This window comes from Rohdeia mirabilis, from assembly GCA_007750655.1.
Classification (GTDB): Bacteria; Planctomycetota; UBA1135; order UBA1135.
The window spans coordinates 481,688-501,675 of the sequence record CP036290.1 but is presented as its reverse complement, the minus strand read 5'-3'; the positions used below and the strand labels follow the sequence as shown (position 1 = coordinate 501,675).

The following is a 19,988-nucleotide window of genomic DNA, read 5'->3' as shown; positions in this document are numbered from 1 at the left end:
CCACATGCGCTCACTCACGTCCATCGCGTTCGCCCTCGTCGCTCCGCTCGCCACCGCAGGCGAGGCTGCGGCCCAGACGGTCTGGGTGGTCGACGCGTTCGGCGGTGCGGGAAGCCACTTCACCACCATCTCGGACGGCGTCGCGGGAGCCGCGGACGGCGACACGTTGCTCGTGCGCGACGGCCACTACTTCGAGAACGTCGTCCTGGACGATCGCGACCTGTCGATCGTCGCCGACACGACCTCATGGGTCGTCGTGTACGGGTTCGAGGTACGCAACCTCTCCGCCGGGCGTGCGGTCCTGATCAACGGCATCGAGACGGCCCCGCGCACCATCGAGTCCGGGTACTCGTTGCGCATCGTGGACTGCGCGGGCCCGGTACTGATCGAGGAGTGCGTGCTCGGGTCCGGCGAACAGACGAACCCCACGTCGGGCAGCGGCGGGAAGTTCGTCGAGCGTTCGACCGACGTCACGTTCGCGCGCTGCATCCTCGAACCCGAGGTCTTCCTCGTCGTTCCGACCTTGGTGCTGCGGGAGTCGCGCGTCGCGCTGTTCGAGTGCTGGGCGACCGGGCGCGAAGGCTCTCCGCCCGCGCTCTTCGGCGCACCGCAGAGCGGAACCCCGGCCGTCGAGCTCATCGAGTCGATCGCGACCCTTTCCGCCTGCCGCTTGACCGGTGGGGCCGGTTCGTACGGACTCGGGCCGTTCGGAACGTGCAGCGACGGCGGCGACGGCGCACCCGCTCTGCGCCTGGGAGGCGTCACTCCGTCGACCGCGACGACGATCGACTGCGAGTTCGTCCCCGGCGCGGGCGGTCAGGTGGACCCGACCTGTCCGACGAACGTGCCGGGTGTCGACGGCTCGCAGGTCGAGATCCTGAACGGCACGCACACGCCGACCGGAACGCTGGCGCCGCTCTACCGACTCGTCACGCCACTGCGCTCGGGCGAGCTGCTCAACTTCGATCTGTCGGGCGTTCCGGGCTCGCAGACGTGGCTGCTGATCGGGTTCGGACCGGGACCGATCGCGGGGCACCCGATCCTCACGGGCGTCGTGACCGTCGGAGCACCGCAGCTGATGATCCCGTTCTTCCCCGTGCCCCCGGACGGCAACCTGACCTACGAGGACCTGCCGGGGACGATCCTGTTGCCGCCGGGCTTCTCGCACCTCGAGCTGCACTTCCAGCACCTCATGTACGAGCCGGTCCAAGGACTCGTCGTGGGCACGCCGGCGTCGTTGCTCGTGCTCGATCCCGCGTTCTGAGCGGGCCACCGAACGCCGCGCTCGACCGCGGCGGCCCGCCCGCCCCTCGATCCTCCGTGCGCAACCACGCCGCCACCCTGTTCGCGTCCGTCCACGTCCTCGCCGTCCTCGCGGTCGCACCCGCCCACGCGCAGTCGGTCCACGTGGTGGACGTCGCGGCCGGCGCGGGGTCGGACTTCACGTCGATCGGCACGGCGCTCCAGGCTGCGGCCGACGGCGACGCGATCGTGGTGCGCAGCGGCAGCTACGCGGAGTTCGTCGTTCTCGGTGCGCGAACGGTGACGCTGACGGCCGACGCGGACGCGCACGTCACCGTGAAAGGACTGGTGGTCGCCGATCTGGCCGCCTCGCGCTCGGTCACGGTGCGCGGGCTCGCGTCGCTCCCGTCCGTGTTCGGACCGAGCGACACGCTGTTGATCGAGGACTGCGCCGGCCGCGTCTGGATCGAGGACTGCGTGATCGGCGGCGGGAGCGGCATCGCCACCGGTCGCGCCCGCGTCCTCGACAGCACGGCCGTGGCCCTGAGTGGCTGCACCTTCACGCCGGGCCCCCTGAGCTTCGCCTTCCCCGTCGACGTCTCGCTCGACCTCGTGAACAGCGACACGGCGCTGTTCGACTGCCAGGTCGGCGGCATCGAGGGTCTGAGCAGCATCTTCGGCAACACCCCGGCGCGTCCCGCGGTGCGCGTGGCGGACGATCGGGCCGTCTTCACCGGCTGTGCGATCGACGGTGGCCCCGGCGCCTTCGGTGCCAACGATCCGTCGGGCTGTCAGAACGGTGGAGCGGGCGGCGCGGGCATCGTCGTGACCGGCGGTCCGTCGACACGCGTGTTCCTGTTCGACTCGAGCGTCGAAGGCGGAGCGGGTGGCTCGGCCTTCCCGGGCTGCTCGAGCGGCGCCGACGGCGTGGCGGTCCAACAGGCGCCCGGAACGTCGGTCTTCGTCCCTCCCGGCCAGGCGCCGCGGCTGCACGTCGAGTCGCCGCTGCGGTCGGGCGACTTGTTCGCGTTCGAGCTGACCGGAACCCCGGGCGCCGCGACGTACCTCGACCTCGGCTTCGCCCCGGGTGCTCCGCAGCTCGCGCGGAGCGTGTTCACGGGCGCCGTCGTGGTCGGCGGCCCGACGCTGCTCGTGCCCTTCGTCCCGCTGCCCGCGTCGGGCCTGTTGGACGAGAGCGTCGTGCAGGGAACGCTGCTGCTCCCGCCCGGCCTCGGGCACCTGCCGCTGTTCGTCCAACCCGTCCTCGTCGACCCGGTTCTCGGGCTCGCGGTCGGAACGCCGTCGGCGCTGCTGCTGGTGGACGCGAGTCTGTGACGCACGTGGCGGGGCGCTAGAGTGCCCGGGTGAGCACCCTTTCCACGAACGCCGTCCGATCCTCGGTCCTCCTCCTCGCCGCCCTGCCTCTCGTCGGCTGTGCCCTCCAGGTCGACGCCCAGGAACTGATCGCGCGCGAGCGGCACCTCGCCGAACTCGAGCGCACCGGCAACGGCGCTGGCATCGAAGCCCTGTTGGCCGAGGAGTTCCGCGTCAGCTACGTGGAGCCCGGTACCGCGCCGGCCACGGTGGAGCGCGACGAGTGGCTCGATCGGTTGACCAGCGGCGACGGCGCCGACGCGGACGAATTGCTCGTCCTGCGGCCGGTGGCCGAGAGCATCGGCGAGGGCCTGGTGGCCGTGGCGTTCGACCTCGACCGGAACGTGGTCGAGGCGGACGGTCGGATGCGCCGCGAGCGCCGCTCGATCACCGACATCTGGGCGAAGCGCAGCGGGAGTTGGCTGCTCGTGACGCGCATCTTCGCGGTCCCGCCTTCCATGTCCGGCGACTGAGCCGGTCGGCCGCCTGTGACGGGCCTTGCGTCGGGCGCGGCGCGCGCCATACTCCCGCGCCTCCGACCCGACCACCATGTCACCACCTCGCCTCAGCGGCCTGTGCCGCGTCCTGTACTGCTTCGACGTCGCGCGCACCATCGATCTGGTCCGCGCCGAATCCGTCCTCGGCACCGCGCGCCGGACGAACTTCCACCACAAGGGCGGCTTCCCGGCCGAAGCTGGCGTGGCGGCGCCGGTGCGCTTCTCGTGGAAGGCGCCGAGCAGCGCGGCGAGCGAACTCCAGACCGCCGAGGACGTCGAGATCGCCCTCTACGACTTCGGCGCGGTCGCGATCACGTGGACGCTCGCGATCGACCACGCTCTGGACGACCTGGTCGAGCTGTCGGGGGCGCTGTACGCGAACACGGAACTGACCGAGCGCTCGCGGGTCGTCGCGCTCGACGTCGTGCGAGAACTGCACGAAGCCTGCGACCAGCCGGGCCTGCACCGCCTGGTCGAGGACTACGTGGTCTTCGAGTTGGAACCTCCGGTCTCCGACGTCGAGGCCTGGTCGCTCGAGCACCGCGGAACGTTGGCCCAGGTCCTGCGTGCGGAGGCGGAGCGACTCTCCGAGCAAGAGGTGCGCGACGCGCTCGACACGCCGATCTCGTACGGCGTCCGCGACCTGGCGCTGGTGGACTGGTTGGGAGCGATCCTGGTCGGGCACGAGACCGACGACGAACGTCTGCTGCTCGAGCTCGCCACGGTGGAGTTGCTCGAACTGCGCCTGCTGGACGACCGCCTCGACGAGGAGACGGAAGCGGCCTACCGCCTGCTGACGGCGCCGCGCACGACGCTCGGAGCCTGGACGTCGTTGCGGCGCGAACTGGAACGCATCGGGCGCACCGAGGCCGACGACGCGCTGCTGCACCAGGGCATCGACAACGCGCTGAAGCTCTTCGGCGACGACTACCTCGCGCGGCTCTACCGGGCGGCGTCGCGACGCTTCCACTTCGACGACTGGGACTCGGCCATCGCGCGCAAACTCGGCACGCTGCACAGCATCTACGGCAGTCTCGCGGACCAGGCCGCGCACCGACGCTCCGAGATCCTCGAGTGGATCATCATCGTGCTGATCGCGGTGGACATCGTGATCTACTTCGTCTGACACGCACGCCCGCTTCACGCGGAACGAGCGGTACCTACACGCCGTCGTGGCAATGCCGTCGAGAGGCGCGGGGACGGTCGCACGGGAACGATCGCACAGTAGCGGTCGCACTGGAACGGTGGCACGGGCGTCGTCGTCGCGCTCGTGACGGCGCGTCGCAACCACGCTAGGGCTCGGGTCCGACAACCGCTCGATGTCCCGAGCGGAGTCTCACTCGCAACGCCCCACGAATGAGGTCCCGATGACTCGCAACTTGCTCACTCGCCTCGGTACCGGCGCCGCACTCACGACGGCCGCCACGCTCGCGCTGTTCACGTTCGACGCGTCCCCACTCGACGCCGCACCTGCACCGCCGATGCAGGTTCTCGGCGCGACCTTCGGCCTGTGGGACCTGCCACAGGATGTGGGCTCGCTCGGCGTCGCGAGCGGAACAATCGCGGACGCGTCGGGCGCCACGGTCTTCGAGCTGAAGGTGTCGCTCGAGGAGATCCAGAGCCCCGCACTCGCACTGCGGTTCGGCACCATCGACGGCCTGCTCGACGACGGCAGCGGGCTGGCTTGGCCGCGCTACGAAGTCTCGGGTGACTGGACCGCGTCGAGCCTGATCGGAAGAGGCTCGTTCAAGGGCACGATCTCGCGCCAGGTCTCGCCGCACGGCCCCACCATCCCGATCGGCACCATCGGCGGACGCTTCCGCGACTTCCCGCTCTTCCCGAACCAGGACGGCGCTTTCGCGGGTCGTTGGCAGGCGACACTCTGAGCGGTACGACCCGAAGTGCTGCGGCGCCACACACGCCGGTAGGCGTCAAGGACGAACGACGCCGACGAGGTCCTGACCACGTCGGCGTCGTTCCCAGTTGTCGGCGAAGCGTTCGGCGAACAGGATCGGCCACCCGTCGGCCTGGTCCGCGCAGTGCGGCGTCAGCAGCAGGTTCTCGAGCGACCACAGCGCGTGGTCGGACGGGAGCGGCTCCGTCTCGAACACGTCGAGCCACGCACCGGCGATCCGGCGCTCGGACGGTGCGCGTTCGAGTTCGGCCACCAGGGCGTCGGGGTCGACGACCGCACCGCGCGCCGCGTTGAGCACCAGCGCTCCGACCGGCAGAGCGGCGAGCGCGCGCGCATCGATCAAGTGCCGCGTCGCGTCGCCGAGCGGAACGTGCAAGGACAGCACGTCGGCGCGCGGCAGCAGGTCGTACAGAGCGTCCGGACCGTGGACCTCGTCGAGCGCGGGATGGGGCGCTCGGCTCGTGCGAACGCCGATCACGTGCATCCCCAGGCTGCGGGCGCGAGCCGCGAACTCCCCGCCCGTGTGCCCGACGCCGACCACGAGCAGCGTGCGCCCGGCGAGCGGACGGAACGTCGTCGGACTCCAGCGGCGTTCAGCCTGCGCGCGCAAGAGACCGGGCAGACCGGTGGCCAGCGACAACAGCGCCGCGAGCGCGCGCTCGGCCAGGAAGGGCGCGAGCACACCGGCGCAAGTCGTGACGGTCACGCGCGCCGGATCCCAGGTGCCCAGGTGGTCGCGGCCCGATCCGCCGACCTGGAACCAGCGCACGTCCGGGGCGGCCAGCGCCGGTCGGTGCGCGGGCCCGGGAAAGCCGTTGTGCTTGATCGAGAAGACCACCTCGGGCCGATGGGTCGCGAGCGTCGGCTCGACCTCGTCGGGGGTGGCCGCGGCGCGCCAATCGGCGTCCGGACAGCGCTCCACCAGCAGCGGCAAGAGCTCGTCGGGGTCCGAGTGCAGGAGCAGCGCGCGCGTCGCCATCGCCCGAGACTACGGAGCGGACGACCGACACGCCACTGCGCCCGAACCCACGCGGCGGACGACCGACTCGCCACTGCGCCCGACCCCACGCGGCGGACGACCGACACGCCGCAGCGACGATCGCGCGGCCGGCTCCAGTCTCCTACCAGTCGACGAGAATCATCTCGGAGCAGAAGCCCGGCCCCATCGCGACCAACATCCCGACGTCACCGGGCTCGGGGCGGCGGCCGTCGAAGACCTCGCGCAGCACCATCAGGACGCTCGTGCTCGACAGGTTGCCCTGTTCGGCGAGCACCTTCCACGAGAGCGCCACGTCGTCGTCCGTGAGCTCGAGCGAGTCGCGCATCGCCTCGAGCACCTTCGGACCGCCCGGGTGGCAGACCCAACTCGCCACGTCGCGCGGCGTGAGGTCGTGCTCGGCCAGGAAGGCGGTCACGTCCGGGCCGAGGTTCTCGCGCGCCACCCGCGGAACGCCTTCGGACAGCACGATGCGGAACCCGTTCTCGGAGATGTCCCAGCCCATGATGTCCTCGGTGTCCGGGTAGAACACCGAGCGCGTCGTGCGGACCGCGGGCGCCTCGAGACCCATCGCGCGCGCGCGCTCCTCGCCCACCAGCACCACCGCCGCGGCTCCGTCGCCGAACAGGCCGGTCGAGATCATGGCGGCCGTCGAGAGGTCGCCGCGCTGGAGGTTCAGCGAACAGAGCTCGACCGAGAGCAGCACGGCCACTTCGTTCGGGTGGCCCTTCAGGTAGTCGACGGCGCGCGAGATTCCGGCCACGCCGGCGACGCATCCGAGGCCGAAGATCGGCACGCGCTTCATGTCGGTCCGCAGCCCCATGCGATTGACGAGGCGCGCGTCGAGCGCCGGACTCGCGAGCCCTGTGACCGTGACGTCGAACATGATGTCCACGTCCTTCACTCCGAGACCGGCGCGGTCGAGCGCGTCGTTGACGGCGCGCTCGCCGAGGTCGATGGCGCAGCGGATCCAGGCGTTGTTGGCCTGGCCGAACGTCGCGAGGTCCGAGTAGGCCTCGAGCGGCAGCGCCAAGTGGCGGTGGCCGACGCGAACCCGCTCGTGCAGGACGTCGACACGCCGTCGCAGTTCATCGGGAACGTCGAGCAACGACTGCAACTGGGCCGTGATCTCGGCCTGTTCGTAGCGGTGCTCGGGCAGGGCGCGCCCGACGGAGACGATTCTCATCAGAAGATCTTGGGAAGGAAGTATGGAGTGCTCGCCTGGTAGTCCTCGAAGGCGGCACCGTAGCGCGCGCGGAACCGACGTTCCTTGAGGATCGGTCCGATCGCGCAGTACGCGGTCCAGACCAAGGCGATGAACAGGTGATCGGCGGTCCAGACGGGTCCGGCCCAGAGCGTGAGAGCGAATCCGAGGTAGATCGGCTGACGGCAGATGGCGAAGGTTCCGCTGGTCGGCATGCCACCGAAGCGCGGGGCGCGACCGGCCCACAGAGCCTGCCAGCCGATCGCCCCCGATTGCAGTCCGATGCCGCCGTCGCGCAGCGCCATCAGAAGGAAGATCCAGGCGCCGGCGTAGGGCACGGTCCAGGCCCAGTACCACGCACCTTCCGGGCGCCAGAGTTCGATCCCACTGGGCGACCAGAGTCCGAACGTGACCAAGGCCTGCAACGCCGCGAAGGCCGCGAACGTGGTCGGCGCCAACGTCCGTCCGTGGCCGCGCGGAACCAGGCGCGCCATGACCGCACGGCCGCGACTCGACAGCGCGAGCGAGTGGAAGAGCGGGAACTGCAGCAGCAGGAGCGTGTTCGCGATCCAGGCGCTCGAGCCCTCGAGTCGCCCGATCCCGACGCCCATCCCGTTCCACAGTCCGACGAACATCGCGCCGACGGCGACGACGAACGTCGTGTGACAGAGGAGTGCCGCGACGATCGCCGTGAAGCGCCGTTCGAACACACCTTCCCCAGATGCCGGGCTCTGAGCCGCGGCTTCGATCGTTGTTCCACTCATGGTGCGGACTCCTCGAGAGTCTCCGATCCCTCAGTCGGCCCGCCGGCGGAAGGTCGCGTTGTACGACACCGCCACGTTGCTCGAACGCCTCAGATGGATCGCCCAGGTGCGCAAGGTTCGACGAATCATCGGGGCTTCTCCCTCGAGGCGCACGAGCTCGAGCCCTGCCCCGTCGGCCATCCGGATCAAGTCTTCCGGCAGCACGAACATCTTCGGATCGTGGGTCCCGCGCGGAACGAGCCCCACCCCTTCGGCGAACGTCACCGCGAGCAGGTGCGCGCGCAACGTGCGCGCGAGCGTGTTCACGAAGACGATTCCACCGGGTCGCAGCAGGCGCGCCGCTTCCCGCACGACGCGCTCGGGATCGGGCACGTGCTCGACGACGTCGCTGAGCACGACCAGGTCGGCGATCCCCGACGCCAGCGGCACGTCGGCCACGTCTCCGCGCACGAAGTGGCACGATGCGCCGGTCCGGCGGGCTTCACGATTCGCGGCGGCGACACTGGCTCCGCTGCGATCGATCCCGACCATGTGGTCGGTGTGCCGGCTGATCGGAACCGCGAGCAGTCCCCCGCCACAGCCCAGGTCCACCGCGAAGGGCGCCCGCCCGCCGAGCTCCTGCTCGATCAATTCGTCGAGGATCTCGATGTGCAACGCCTTGGTGGCGCGCAGCGAGCGGAAGACGGGCGAGGACGGATCCCACCATTCGTCCGCGTGACGTTCGTAGAGCTCGAGGTCGTTGGCCACGTGGATCACGCCTCGGGCCTCCGCTGCAACAGGACGATCCCCTCGTCCCCGGCCATGCGCAGGTACTCCTCGGCAACCTCCAGGGTGGCCGGTGCACCGTCCGCACTCAAGAACAGCAGTCCGTCCTCGACGCGCCACTCACCGTTGAGCACCTGGAAGGCGTAGGTGGGTTGCGAGACGAGCCCGGCGCCGGTGAAGGTCCCGTCCGCGTCGAAGCGGTAGTGCACCTCGATCAGCACGGCCGCGGCCGGACCTTCGATCCGCACCGAGGTGTACGACCCGGGCACGTCCGCAGCGGTGCCCGGCGCCCAGACCAGTTCGTCGAGCGGGTCCACGACGGCGCGCTGCTCGGCGTCGAGCACGGCGCTGTGGCACCCGGTGAACAACGCGGCGACGGCCAGAGCGGGCGCCGCGGTTCGAAGTCCGAAGCGTCGGCTCACGAGCGCCCTCCCTTGGCTTCCGTGCGGGGCTCGAGCCGCGCGCGGACCGCGATCCACAGGCGGATGTCGTCCTCCATCGTGATCAGTCCGAGCTTGTTCGGCACCGGGACGCCGAAGTCGGGCAGGTGCAGCGTGGTCTCGCCGTCGAGCGACAGGCGGCGACTCGCGTCGACCGCAGCCGTGACGGGGAACGCGAGGTCCTGGGACACGCCGCGGATCGTCATCGTGCCGCGCGCGGTGCCGTGGACCGTGCGCCCGTCCACGTCGACGGACTCGGGTTCGAATGCGGTGAGCTCGAACACGAACTGTTCGTAGTCGTCCACCGCGATGACGTCGAACATCTCGGAGTCGCGGCCGTCGCTTCCGGTGCGCAGGCTGCGGCTCTCGACCTCGATGTGACCGTGGGGTTCGTCGGCGGGGTGCGCCAGATCGAAGTCCATGGTGCCCGCGATCGCCGAGGTCGTCCCGGTGAAGTCGTGCAGCGTGCTCACGCCGTCGAACCCGACTCGACTGAGGTTCGGGACGACGGTCCAGCTGCGGCGTTCGTCGAAGCGGAAGTCGTCGGAAGGCAGCGAGAACGCGAGGAAGCTCGCGCGCGGCGCCGGAGCGACCTCTTCGACCGCGACCTCCACGGCTTCGACCACCACCTCCTCCTCGGATGCGGGGGAAAGGCCGGAGGACACCGCCACCGCGTCCGACGGATCGGTCGCGACGGGCGGTGCCTCCGACCCAGTCTCTCCCTCACCCGCTCCGGCGCGGCGCACGGTGGCGCGCGCCGAAGTGGACGTCAGTTCGCGCCGCAGCGCTCCGATCTCGGCGACCAGCGCGCCCTCGCCGGCGCCCTGGAGGCGCGCGAGTTCGGTGCGCACGTCGGCGAGTTCGCGCCGCAGCTGTGCCGCGCGCTCGTCGTCGCGCTGATCGAGCACGCCGAGGTTCCCCTCGAGGGCCTTCGCGAGCGCGGCCACGTCGGCCTGAAGACTGGCGACGTCGTCACGCATGAGCGCGACCGGGTCGTCGGCGACGGTCCGCGACGACTCGCCCTCGGTCAGGACGACGGTGACGTGGTCCTTCGTCAGCATCCACGCCGCTGCTCCCGCGCCGGTCCAGGCGACGAGGGCGAGGGCCCCGATCCACGGCAGAATTCGCTTCATGGCGGACCGGGAAGGCAACGAGCGTGCCAGCGCCACGGAACGCGTCCGAGGGCCGTGCGGCGCGGGATCGGGCGGCAGCGACTCCAACATGTGTGAGCCGCTTTCAAGATTCTGAAAGGCGCGAGCGACCGGCGACGCGCCGCGACCGCCCCTCGTCCGCACGCGGGGGCGCGCGCGAGCGAGCCGGCGACCGGCACACTTTCTGCCTGGTCCGCCGCGTGCATCGCGACCGACCGACCCCGAGCCGCTGGGCCGACATCCTGCGCGTCGCACTGGCGCTCCTGGTGGCGGGCGTCGGCGCGTACCTGCACAGCCAGCTCCCGCTCGACCTGGCCAACGGTTCGATGAAGTCGACCGGCACGATCGACGCGGCCGTCCAGGACCGGCGCGAAGAGGAGTTCGGTCGTGAACAGGTCGTGCTCGCGATGCTGGAAGCCCGCGGCGCCGCCGTGACCTGCCGGACGGACGACCCCGAGATCGCGGCGTGGCTCGACGGCATGCACGAACACCCGGACGTGGCCGAGTGTCGCCTCCTGCCCGAGAGCGACACGAGCGCGCTGTACGTGGCCATCGTCCTGGCGGGCGATCACGCGGCGCTCGAGCAGGTGGTCGACGGGCTGCGCCGCGACGCACCGGCGACCCACGTCCTGTCGATCACGGGCCAACCGGTCGGCGAAGTGGCGATCGCGCACGCGCTGGCCGCGGAGCAACGGCGCGTCGTGCCGGCGATCGTTCTGGTGCTCGTGCTGGTGCTGCTCGCGCTCTTCCGTCGCCCTTCGTTGGCGCTCGCGGCTCTCCTGCCCGGCGCCGGAGCGGTCGGGACCGTCGGACTGCTCGAGCGGTCCATGGGACTCGAGATCGACCCGGTCTCGTCGTTGCTCGCTCCGCTGCTCCTGACCGTGGGCGTGGCCGCGGCCGTGCACCTGGTGCAACGCCACCTCGACCTGTTGTTCGCGGGACACGCGCCGAAGGACGCGCCGACCGAGGCCGCGCGGCGACTGCGCCGGCCACTGTTCCTGACCGCGGCCACGACGGCGGCGGGGTTCCTCGCTCTGACGCCGAACTCGATCCCCGCCGTGCGCACGCTCGGCTGGACGGCGGCGTTCGGCGTACTGGTCGCCTTCGCGTGGACCGTGGCCATCGTCCCGAGCTGGCTGCGACTCACGGTCGTCGTCGATCGCCACGCCTCGCGCGCCACGCGTCCGCCGCGCGCGACCGCGAAGTGGCTGGCGCGCCTGCTCGACCGCCGCGCGCGGCCGATCGTCGCGTTCTCGGTGATCGCGCTCGTCGCGCTGGCGACGCTCGCCACGAAGGTGCACGTCGCCACGAATCCCGAACGCGTCCTGCCGCCCGAACACCGCTTCCGGACCGAGACCGCGCACATCGGCGAACACCTGGGCGCGATCGAGACGTTCGAGGTCCTCGTCCCCGCCGAACCGGGAGCAGCGGCACCGAACATGTTCGCCGTCCTCGGTCTGGCGTCCGACCTCGCCGGTCACGAACTCGTGGCGGGACTCGCCGAACCGCCGCGACGCGCGGAGTCGGGCAGCGTGCTGGTGAACGTCCTCCTGCGACCGAGCGAGTCGGACCAGCGCGAGGAGCTGTTCGCCTTCACGGAGACCCGCGCCCACGAACGCGGACTCGCGAGCGCGCGCGTGACCGGGCCCGCGGTGCGCGTCTCGCGCGACTCGCAGGAGCTCGTCCGCGACCAACGGCGCAGCCTCGTGCTGATGCTCGGCGTGATCCTCGTCGCGCTGCTCGCCGCGTTCCGCGACTGGCGCCTCGCACTGCTCGGCCTGATCCCGAACGCCGTGCCGATCGCCGCGCTCTACGGCGGACTGGTCCTGAGCGGCCGCCCGCTGTCCACGTCCACCGCGATGATCGGAACGGTGTTCCTCGGACTGGTCGTCGACGACACGATCCACTTCCTGCACGCCTACCACCGCGCTCGGCGCGTCGGAGCCCGACCGCGGAGCGCCGTCACCGAGGCGTTCACCCGCACGAGTCGCGCCATCGTCGTCACGACCGTGGTCCTGGCCACCGGCTTCGCCACCGCCGGCCTGGGCGAACTCGCGACCACCGTCGAGTTCTCGATCATCGCCTCGGGCACGGTGATGCTGGCCCTGGTGGCCGACCTGGTGCTCCTGCCGGCGACCTTGCTGTTCAGGAGCCGCCGCGGGCGGAAGCGCGCCCCGCTGCCGGTACCCTCGACCATCGAACCATGTCCGACACCTACGACGTGATCATCGTCGGCGGCGGCCCCGCCGGCTCCCACCTCGCCCTGCGCCTCGCGCGCGCGGGCCGCTCGGTGGTCCTGCTCGACCGCAAGCGCTTCCCGCGTGCGAAGCCCTGCGGCGAGTTCATGGGCCCGGAGTGTCTGCCGTTGCTCGAACAGGTCGGACTGCTCGAGCGCGTGCTCGAACTCGGCGCCCAGCCGGTCGCGCGCGCCGAACTCTACGGCTACGGCCGCCACGCGAGCGGACGCTTCGGTCGCATCGGACGCGCCGAGGCACAGGCGGAAGAAGGCCGGGCGTTGGGCCGCGAACGACTCGACGCGGCCGCCATCGACGCCGCGCGCGGAGCGGGTGTCGAGGTGCGCGAGAACTGGTCCGTCGCGCGGGTCCTGCGGGACGAGAGCGCGGCGGTGCTGGGCGTCGCCGGCACCGACGTCGACGGCGAGCCGTTCGAACTGCGCGCGCGCTTCACGGTCGGCGCCGACGGGATCGGCAGCCGCGTCGCGCGCTCGCTCGGCGTGCACCAGAAGATCCCGTGGCTGGATCGGATCGCGCTCTCGACGCGCGTGGACGGGTCGCCCTTCGCGGGGCACGCCGAGGTCCACTACGTCGAAGGCGGCTACTTCGCGATCGCGCCGGTCGAGGGCGGGCAGGCGACGCTCAACCTCGTCATCGACCGCGCCGATCTCCCCGGTGGCCGACCGGCGCTGCGAGCCTGTCTCGACGACCACCTGGCTCGCGCGCCCGAACTGCGCGAACGCCTCACCTTCGCGCCCGATCAGGCGATCCTCGCCTGCGGACCGCTCGCCACGACGACCACCGCCCAGACGTTCGACGGCGCGGCGCTCGTCGGCGACGCCTGCGGCTACATCGACCCGATGACCGGCGAAGGCCTGTTCTTCGCGATGCGCGGCGCGGCCCTCCTGGCCGAGAGTCTCGTGCCCGCACTGTCGACCGGCCGCTGCGACAGGCTGGCGCTCGAACCCTATCGACGCGCGCGACGCCGGGAGTTCATGCACCGCCGCGCCATGGGTCTGATGCTCCAGCGCAGTCTGCGGCACCCACGGATCGCCAGCGGCATCCTGCGACTGCTCGAGGCTCGGCCGCGGATGACCGACCTGATGATGGGCATGACCGGCACGTCGGTCCCGCCGCGCGAACTGCTGCGCCCGAGCGTGTGGCTCGACGTGCTCACCACGCGCCGGGTGGTCTCGGGGCCCGCTGCCGGCCGATCCGCCGCTCCGACGCCCACGACGGCTCGATAGACTCGCCGCGTGCGCTCCCCCGCCCTCTCGCTCGGTCGTCGCTTCGCCGGCCTCGTGGCCGTCCTCGTCGCCGTTCCGGCCGTCGTCCAGGTCGCGGTCTTCATGCACGTGGCCGCACTGAACGAGGACGCCGACCGCCTGGTCGAGGAGACGCGCGAGTCCGCGCTGGCCAGCCGACTCGTCGTGCGGATCGAGTCCCTGGCGTCGTTCCTCGAATCGGGTGAGGCCGCGCGCACCGACGCACAGCTCCTGCGCATCGCCGCGTCGCAGCTCGAACAGTCCCGTCGCGCCATCGAGAGCCTGTCGTTCGAGAGCGACGAGGAGGATCCGTCGCGCGAGGAGCACCAGCTGGCCGAGGAACGGCTCTCGGTGGCGATCGAAGCGGGACTCGACGCGGTGGAGACCTGGCTGAGCGGCACACCTGGCGTCGAACTGGCCGAGGTCGAGGCGCTGCTCGAACGCGGACTGAGACACGCCTCGGTCCTCGCGAACGAGACCTACGAAGAGTCGCAACACGCGGGCGCGGACGTCGAACGGCGCGCGCGCGCCATGTTCGGCTACACGCTCTCCGCGCTGATCGTCGTCCTGCTCGTGTCGGTCGCAGTGTCGCTCCTGGTGCGCCGTCTCGTGCTACGCCCGATCCGCGAGCTGCAGTCCGGCGCCGAGCGACTGCGCGGCGGGCACCTCGACCACCGCATCGCGATCCGCAACCGCGACGAGATCGGTGCGCTCGCGGGCGCGTTCAACGATATGGCCGACGAGATCGGGAAGTCGCACGCCGAACTCGAACGCAAGATCGAGGCGCGCACCTTGGAACTCGTGCGCGCGGCCCGATTGGCGGACGTGGGCGTCCTCGCGGCGGGCGTCGCCCACGAGATCAACAACCCGCTCGCGTCGATCGCTTCCTGCGGTGAGGGCCTGCTGCGGAAGATGGATCGCGGCTCGGCCGAGCCCGAAGAAGCCCGCGAGTACCTCGGCACGATCGTCTCCGAGGCCTACCGCACGCGCGACATCACGCGCCGCTTGCTCGACCTCGCGCGCCCGGCTCCCAGCACGTCGGCCGCGATCGACGCGGCGCCGCTCTTCGAACAGGTGCGCGCACTGACCCACCACCTGCTCGAACAGCGTCGGATGCGGATCGAGATCGACGTCGAACCCAGCCTCGGCTCGGTGGAGGGCGACGCGGGCGAGCTGCTGCAGGTCCTGCTCAATCTCGTCATCAACGCGCGCGACGCCGGCTCCGACGGAGGGATCGTGCGAGTGCGAGCTCGAACCGACGGCGACGCGCAGGTCTGGGAGGTCGAGGACGACGGCGAAGGCATCGCCGACGGCGATCTCGAGCGCATCTTCGACCCCTTCTTCACGACCAAGGCGCCGGGCGTCGGGACGGGACTCGGCCTGTCGCTCGCGGCCGCGATCGTCGATCGTCACGGCGGCAGCATCTCCGCGGGCCGCGGTCCGCACGGCGGCGCGCTGCTCACGATCCGCTTCGCCGACGCGGCCCGCCAGTCCGAGGTCACGCCGTGAAGCGCCCGCGCATCCTCTTCGTGGACGACGACGACGTGCTGCGACGCACGCTGGCGCGCGAGCTCGAGAACATGGACTTCGCGGTCCACGCGCTCCCCGATCACCACGGCGCGGTCGACGCCCTCGAGGAGTTCGCTCCCACCGTCGCCCTGCTCGACCTGCGCATGCCCGAGGTCGGCGGCCTCGACCTGATGCGTCGACTCCACGCCGTGGCGCCCGACCTCCAGGTCGTCGTGCTGACGGGCCACGGTGCCGTCCCGGAAGCCGTCGACGCGATGCGCTCGGGTGCGTTCGACTTCCTGACGAAGCCCGCACCGCTCGATCTGGTCGAGAGCACGATCGCGCGAGCCCACTGCCACAGCGTGACGCTGCGTGAGAACCGCAACCTCATCCGCCTGGTCCAGCGCGGCCCTGAAGGCGCGACGATCGTCGGCGAGAGCCAGCCCATGCTCGAGCTGCGCGAGTTGACCACGCGGATGGCGAAGGGCGGCGCCAACGTCCTGATCCTGGGCGAGAGCGGCACCGGCAAGGAACTCGTCGCACGCAGCATCCACGCCCAGAGCGACCGCGCCGACAAGCCGTTCGTCGTCATCAACTGCGGCGCGCTGCCCGAATCGCTGATCGCGAGCGAACTGTTCGGCCACGAGAAGGGCGCGTTCACCGGCGCCGATCGCTCGAAGGTCGGCCTGCTCGAAGCGGCGGACGGCGGCACGGTCTTCCTCGACGAGATCGGCGAGCTGCCGCTCACGATGCAGCCCGCCCTCCTGCGCGCCCTACAGTTCGGCGAGATCCAACCGGTGGGCGCGCGGCACACGCGGACCATCGACGTGCGGGTCCTGGCCGCGACGCACCGCGATCCCGTCGAGGGCATCACCGAAGGGTGGTTCCGCGAGGATCTGTACTACCGTCTCTCGGCGCTGGTCCTGAACGTGCCGGCGCTGCGCGATCGCCCCGAGGACATCGGCCTCCTGGCGCGGACGTTCCTCGACGCCCAGACACGCGCGCGCGACCCGCACTGGACGTTCGCCCCAGCCGCGCTCGAGCTCATGGCGCGCAACGAGTGGCCCGGCAACGTCCGCGAGCTCGAGAACGCCGTCACCCGTCTCGCCACGCTCGCCGCGGGCCCGTCGATCGAGGCTGGAGACGTCGAACGGCACGTGCTACAGAGCCGGCGCCGCGTGAGTGGCGAGCTGCCGACGCTCGACCTCGAACAGCTCGAAGGGCTCGCCCTGCAGGAGGCGCTCCGCCGCCACGCCGGCGACAAGCGCGCCGCTGCCGCCGAACTCGGTGTCTCCCTCACGACCGTCTACAACAAGCTGTCGAAGTACGGACTGTGAGCCAGACGAGCACGACATCCGCCCCCGAACCCGACGCCGTGGCCGCCGGCGGTTGGCTGCTCGACGGTGCGCACCAACGCCGCGTCGTCGACGGCATCCGAGCCCTCGGCATCGTCCTGGTCGTCGCGTTCCACGCCGCGTTCCTGACGACGAAGCTCCTGCCGCGTGAGCCCCTCGAGCGCTTCATCCACGGCTTGCCGCAGGTCCTCAACATCGTCTGGCAGGCGCTCGGTTCCGAGATCGTCTTCCTGGCCTCCGGCTTCCTGCTCTCGTACATCCTGATCCGCGAGCACCTGCGCTACGGCTCGATCGACTTCGGTCAGTTCTACGTGCGGCGGGTCAGTCGGATCGTCCCGCTGTTCCTGTTGGCGCTGGCCGTCTACTCGATCGGACGCAGCCTGCATCCCGACCGCGTCCTGGCGAACCTCTTGTTCGTCTCGCGCGCGGCCGGGTACTTCGAGATCGGCAGCCACGCGGGGAGGAACTACATCCCGGTCGGCTGGTCGCTCGAGGTGATGATGCAGGTCTTCCTGGCGCTGCCTTTCGTCGTCTGGGCGCTCCTGCGATCGGGGCGTCCGCTGTTGGTCGGCATCGTGCTCACGATCGCGAGCGTCGCACCGCGCTACGCGGCCCTGTCGGGCGACGTCTCCAGCTACACCCAGCCGTACTACGAGCTGGTGTTCGGCGGATCGGCGCCGGAGATCCAGAAGGACCTCTACTACCTGACCTGGTACCGCCTGACGCCGTTCCTGCTCGGCCTGGTCGGGGCGATCCTCGTCACGGTGCACCGCGATCGCGTGGCGGCATTCCTGCGCTCACCCGCGCGCGCCGGAGCCGTCGCCGCGCTCGGCGTCGTGCTCTTCTTCGCGAGCGGTTCGCTGCCGCTGCACGACCCCGAAGGCGCGGTGTACGCGTGGTTCGGCCCGCAGGCCTGGCACTGGTTCTGGACGGTCCAACGCGCCGTTCTGGGGTTGAGCGTGCTCGCGCTGCTGCTCGCGGTCCTCCACCAGGAACGCGGCTTCGCCGGAGTCCTCGGCCGCGGACTCGCGCTGCGGTTGTGGCAGCCGATCTCGTCCGGGATCTACTCGATCTACCTCTTCCACTTCGCGTGCCTCCTGCCCGCGGCGCTCGTCGTCTTCTCGCCCAGCGTCCTGCGAACCGCCCTCGACACCGAGTCGTTCGCGCCGGGTGCCTTCGACCGCAAGGACTTCGTCGCCCGCCTCGGTCAGAATCTCGACGGAGTGACGTTGTGGCACTACCTGGCGATGGTGGTCATCGCAGTCTGGCTCTCGACCAAGCTCGCGTCGCTCCTGACGCGCAAGCTCGAAGCGCCGTCGCAGGCGTGGTTGCGTCGACGCTTTCCCGGCCGGAAGCGCACGCTCGTTCGCTCCAGCGTCGATCGCGCGACGGTTCCCGAGGGCGTCTGCGCTCAGGCTCGATCGAGCCCGAACAGCAACTGAGCGGCGCGCATCCCGACGAGCATCGCCACCACGAAGACCAAGGCTTCCCAGTGCCCCGAGGCGAGGTTCGCGACGGCGGGACCCGGACAGAAGCCCGCCAGCCCCCACCCGGCGCCGAAGAGCGCCGAGCCGATCACGAGGCGCGCGTCGACGGTCCGGTCGACCGATCGGGGGAACGAACCGCCCAGAACGGGTGCGGTCCGCCGCAGCACGACGCGTCGCAGCAGAGCGAACGTCGCGAGTCCGCCGCCCATCACGAACGCGAGGCTCGGGTCCCACGTCCCCGCGAAGTCGAGAAAGTTGACGACCTTCGCGGGGTCGGTCATCCCGCTGATCGCGAGGCCGATCCCGAACAGGAGTCCGGGCAGGAGCGTGAACCAGATCTTGCTCATCCGACCTGCGCCAGGACGACGTGGCGGTAGAGGTAGACGATGGCCGCGCCGCTCGCCATGAAGACGAGGACGGCCGCGATCGAGCGGCGCGAGCCCGCAGCCATGCCGCAGATCCCGTGGCCGCTCGTGCAGCCGCCGCCGAGGCGCGTGCCGAACCCCACGAGCAGGCCCGCAATGGCGACGGTGATCCAGCGGTGACCGCCGATCCCCGGGAGCGTGTCGATCCGGAAGGTGCGCGACGGGTCCCAGGCGGCGAAGACGAGCGCGGCGCCGGCGACGAGTCCGATCAGGAACACGCTGCGCCAGAGTCGGTCGGCGATGCTGCCGGTGAACAGCCGCGCGACCATGCCGCTCATGCCGGCGATCTTGCCGTTGAGCGCGAGCAGGAGCGCCGCGGCGGCGCCGATGCAGACGCCTCCGATCGCGGCGCTGATGGGTGTGAAGTCGACGATGCTCATGACGACGAGATGGTGCCACGATTCGCCGATCCGCGTACCTGACAGGTCGGGCACCAGGACGTGATGCGGCGGCCGCGACCGATGTGAGCCGCTTCGATCGGTGTCCCGCAGACCAGGCAGGGCTGGCCGGCGCGCCCGTAGACCGCCAGGTGGCCGCGGCCGTCGCGCTCGCCGCGGGTCACGCGCGGTCCGGCGCCGACGTTCGCCGCGAGCAACTGGTGCGCGCGCCGGTAGAGGTCGGCGAGCCGCGCGGCCGCGAGCGACGCGACGGGCTCGAGGGGGTGCAGCCGCCGGTCGAAGAGGAGCTCGCTGGCGTACACGTTCCCGATGCCGCAGGCCACGCGCTGGTCGAGCAGCAAGTCGACGAGCGGCGCGTCGGACCCGACGAAACGCGCGATCCGCGGCGCGAGGTCGGTGGCGGTCGGCGCGCCCGTCACGAGGTCGGGCCCGAGCTGTCGCGCGCGCACCAAACGCCCGGCGTCGTCACCGTCGAACACCGCGACCTCCTTCGGCCGGAAGCAGACGTACACGCGCCGTGCGGTCTCGAGCACGATCGTTCCCGGCCCGAGAGCGCGACCCGCCGCAAAGGTTTCGCCGGGTCGGTAGCGATGCCACGCTCCGTGCAGACCGAGGTGGCTCTGCACGACCAGCGGGCCGTCGATCCGAGCGTCGTTCAGCTGCGGTCCGCCGCGCTCGGCTGCACCGTGCCTCGCCGCGCCACTTCCTGCATCAACGCGTCCCGCGTCACGGTGCCCCGGCTCGTCGCCCCGCGCCGACAGCCGCACGAACAGGTGCTTCCCGTGCACGTCGAGCCCTTCCACGCGTCGCCCGTCGAGTCGCAGATCCGCGTGCCCGTGCACGCGACCGCCGACGAGTCTCTCACCGACGAGTTCCGGCCGCAGCGCGCCCGCCAGCGTGTGGATCGTGTCGCCTTCGGGCATCGGCGGTGGTGAAAGGTCCGGCCGTGCGGTCGGCGCGAACGTC

At 71.0% G+C, this 19,988-nt stretch carries 19 protein-coding genes; 10 read left to right on the top strand and 9 right to left on the bottom strand.

Annotated elements, in window-relative coordinates; translation table 11 throughout:
• Positions 1-4 precede the first annotated feature (4 nt).
• The 5 genes from Pla163_RS01795 (at position 5) to Pla163_RS01775 (ending at position 4,999) form a co-directional block, all read left to right on the top strand.
• Positions 5-1,264 carry a right-handed parallel beta-helix repeat-containing protein gene (locus tag Pla163_RS01795; RefSeq protein WP_145182677.1) on the top strand — a complete coding sequence of 420 codons (1,260 nt, stop codon included), beginning with the start codon at positions 5-7 and terminating at the stop codon, positions 1,262-1,264.
• 56 nt (positions 1,265-1,320) lie between these two features.
• Positions 1,321-2,577: a right-handed parallel beta-helix repeat-containing protein gene (locus Pla163_RS01790; RefSeq protein ID WP_145182674.1), complete on the top strand. Its 1,257-nt coding sequence runs from the start codon at positions 1,321-1,323 to the stop codon at positions 2,575-2,577.
• A 29-nt stretch (positions 2,578-2,606) separates the two neighbouring features.
• Complete coding sequence (locus Pla163_RS01785; RefSeq protein ID WP_145182671.1) at positions 2,607-3,089, top strand: nuclear transport factor 2 family protein; 483 nt, start codon at positions 2,607-2,609, stop codon at positions 3,087-3,089.
• 76 nt (positions 3,090-3,165) lie between these two features.
• The gene (locus Pla163_RS01780; RefSeq protein ID WP_145182668.1) at positions 3,166-4,239 is read left to right on the top strand and encodes an RMD1 family protein; all 1,074 of its coding nucleotides are present in this window, start codon (positions 3,166-3,168) and stop codon (positions 4,237-4,239) included.
• 241 nt (positions 4,240-4,480) lie between these two features.
• A complete protein-coding gene (locus Pla163_RS01775; RefSeq protein WP_145182665.1) occupies positions 4,481-4,999 on the top strand; it encodes a hypothetical protein in 519 nt (172 codons plus the stop codon).
• 45 nt (positions 5,000-5,044) lie between these two features.
• Here the strand turns inward: Pla163_RS01775 and Pla163_RS01770 are convergent, their stop codons facing one another.
• The 6 genes from Pla163_RS01770 to Pla163_RS01750 form a co-directional block, all read right to left on the bottom strand.
• A complete protein-coding gene (locus Pla163_RS01770) occupies positions 5,045-6,007 on the bottom strand; it encodes an NAD(P)-dependent oxidoreductase (RefSeq protein ID WP_145182662.1) in 963 nt (320 codons plus the stop codon).
• Between the two features lie 142 nt (positions 6,008-6,149).
• Positions 6,150-7,214: a type III polyketide synthase gene (locus Pla163_RS01765; protein ID WP_145192294.1), complete on the bottom strand. Its 1,065-nt coding sequence runs from the start codon at positions 7,212-7,214 to the stop codon at positions 6,150-6,152.
• On the bottom strand, positions 7,211-7,993 hold the full coding sequence (locus Pla163_RS01760) for a methyltransferase family protein (RefSeq protein ID WP_145182659.1): 783 nt from the start codon (positions 7,991-7,993) through the stop codon (positions 7,211-7,213). The genes Pla163_RS01765 and Pla163_RS01760 overlap by 4 nt, the downstream gene beginning before the upstream one ends.
• A 30-nt stretch (positions 7,994-8,023) precedes the next feature.
• Positions 8,024-8,749 (bottom strand): bifunctional 2-polyprenyl-6-hydroxyphenol methylase/3-demethylubiquinol 3-O-methyltransferase UbiG, encoded by a 726-nt coding sequence (gene ubiG / locus Pla163_RS01755; protein WP_419186207.1) that lies wholly within the window; start codon positions 8,747-8,749, stop codon positions 8,024-8,026.
• The gene (locus Pla163_RS18585) at positions 8,746-9,180 is read right to left on the bottom strand and encodes a hypothetical protein (protein ID WP_419186206.1); all 435 of its coding nucleotides are present in this window, start codon (positions 9,178-9,180) and stop codon (positions 8,746-8,748) included. The genes ubiG and Pla163_RS18585 overlap by 4 nt, the downstream gene beginning before the upstream one ends.
• Complete coding sequence (locus Pla163_RS01750; protein WP_419186205.1) at positions 9,177-10,331, bottom strand: YceI family protein; 1,155 nt, start codon at positions 10,329-10,331, stop codon at positions 9,177-9,179. The genes Pla163_RS18585 and Pla163_RS01750 overlap by 4 nt, the downstream gene beginning before the upstream one ends.
• A gap of 218 nt (positions 10,332-10,549) precedes the next feature.
• On the opposite strand from Pla163_RS01750, the gene Pla163_RS01745 reads away from it, so the two are divergent.
• The 5 genes from Pla163_RS01745 to Pla163_RS01725 are packed head-to-tail and all read left to right on the top strand — an operon-like array spanning position 10,550 to position 18,154.
• The gene (locus Pla163_RS01745) at positions 10,550-12,574 is read left to right on the top strand and encodes an MMPL family transporter (protein WP_145182650.1); all 2,025 of its coding nucleotides are present in this window, start codon (positions 10,550-10,552) and stop codon (positions 12,572-12,574) included.
• The gene (locus Pla163_RS01740) at positions 12,553-13,830 is read left to right on the top strand and encodes an NAD(P)/FAD-dependent oxidoreductase (protein WP_145182647.1); all 1,278 of its coding nucleotides are present in this window, start codon (positions 12,553-12,555) and stop codon (positions 13,828-13,830) included. Before Pla163_RS01745 ends, Pla163_RS01740 begins: the two co-directional genes overlap by 22 nt.
• A 9-nt stretch (positions 13,831-13,839) precedes the next feature.
• Positions 13,840-15,357 (top strand): sensor histidine kinase, encoded by a 1,518-nt coding sequence (locus Pla163_RS01735; RefSeq protein WP_145182643.1) that lies wholly within the window; start codon positions 13,840-13,842, stop codon positions 15,355-15,357.
• The gene (locus Pla163_RS01730) at positions 15,354-16,694 is read left to right on the top strand and encodes a sigma-54-dependent transcriptional regulator (RefSeq protein WP_145182639.1); all 1,341 of its coding nucleotides are present in this window, start codon (positions 15,354-15,356) and stop codon (positions 16,692-16,694) included. Before Pla163_RS01735 ends, Pla163_RS01730 begins: the two co-directional genes overlap by 4 nt.
• Positions 16,691-18,154 (top strand): acyltransferase family protein, encoded by a 1,464-nt coding sequence (locus Pla163_RS01725; RefSeq protein ID WP_145182636.1) that lies wholly within the window; start codon positions 16,691-16,693, stop codon positions 18,152-18,154. The genes Pla163_RS01730 and Pla163_RS01725 overlap by 4 nt, the downstream gene beginning before the upstream one ends.
• On the opposite strand, the gene Pla163_RS01720 is transcribed toward Pla163_RS01725, so the two are convergent.
• Genes Pla163_RS01720 through Pla163_RS01710 form a run of 3 tightly spaced genes read right to left on the bottom strand, consistent with a single transcriptional unit; the run spans position 18,124 to position 19,945 of the window.
• A complete protein-coding gene (locus Pla163_RS01720; RefSeq protein ID WP_145182634.1) occupies positions 18,124-18,546 on the bottom strand; it encodes a DUF6691 family protein in 423 nt (140 codons plus the stop codon). The two genes, Pla163_RS01725 and Pla163_RS01720, sit on opposite strands and share 31 nt — an antisense overlap.
• Complete coding sequence (locus tag Pla163_RS01715; protein WP_145182630.1) at positions 18,543-19,004, bottom strand: YeeE/YedE family protein; 462 nt, start codon at positions 19,002-19,004, stop codon at positions 18,543-18,545. Before Pla163_RS01715 ends, Pla163_RS01720 begins: the two co-directional genes overlap by 4 nt.
• Positions 19,001-19,945 carry an Fpg/Nei family DNA glycosylase gene (locus Pla163_RS01710; RefSeq protein WP_145182627.1) on the bottom strand — a complete coding sequence of 315 codons (945 nt, stop codon included), beginning with the start codon at positions 19,943-19,945 and terminating at the stop codon, positions 19,001-19,003. The genes Pla163_RS01715 and Pla163_RS01710 overlap by 4 nt, the downstream gene beginning before the upstream one ends.
• Positions 19,946-19,988 lie beyond the last annotated feature (43 nt).

Bases quoted from the DNA above. Each gene is read 5' to 3' on its own strand.
- Pla163_RS01795 (WP_145182677.1), top strand. From the start codon at position 5: ATGCGCTCACTCACGTCCATCGCGTTCGCCCTCGTCGCTCCGCTCGCC.
- Pla163_RS01780 (WP_145182668.1), top strand. From the start codon at position 3,166: ATGTCACCACCTCGCCTCAGCGGCCTGTGCCGCGTCCTGTACTGCTTC.
- Pla163_RS01775 (WP_145182665.1), top strand. From the start codon at position 4,481: ATGACTCGCAACTTGCTCACTCGCCTCGGTACCGGCGCCGCACTCACG.
- Pla163_RS01770 (WP_145182662.1), bottom strand. From the start codon at position 6,007: ATGGCGACGCGCGCGCTGCTCCTGCACTCGGACCCCGACGAGCTCTTG.
- Pla163_RS01760 (WP_145182659.1), bottom strand. From the start codon at position 7,993: ATGAGTGGAACAACGATCGAAGCCGCGGCTCAGAGCCCGGCATCTGGG.
- Pla163_RS01750 (WP_419186205.1), bottom strand. From the start codon at position 10,331: ATGAAGCGAATTCTGCCGTGGATCGGGGCCCTCGCCCTCGTCGCCTGG.
- Pla163_RS01740 (WP_145182647.1), top strand. From the start codon at position 12,553: ATGTCCGACACCTACGACGTGATCATCGTCGGCGGCGGCCCCGCCGGC.
- Pla163_RS01720 (WP_145182634.1), bottom strand. From the start codon at position 18,546: ATGAGCAAGATCTGGTTCACGCTCCTGCCCGGACTCCTGTTCGGGATC.
- Pla163_RS01715 (WP_145182630.1), bottom strand. From the start codon at position 19,004: ATGAGCATCGTCGACTTCACACCCATCAGCGCCGCGATCGGAGGCGTC.
- Pla163_RS01710 (WP_145182627.1), bottom strand. From the start codon at position 19,945: ATGCCCGAAGGCGACACGATCCACACGCTGGCGGGCGCGCTGCGGCCG.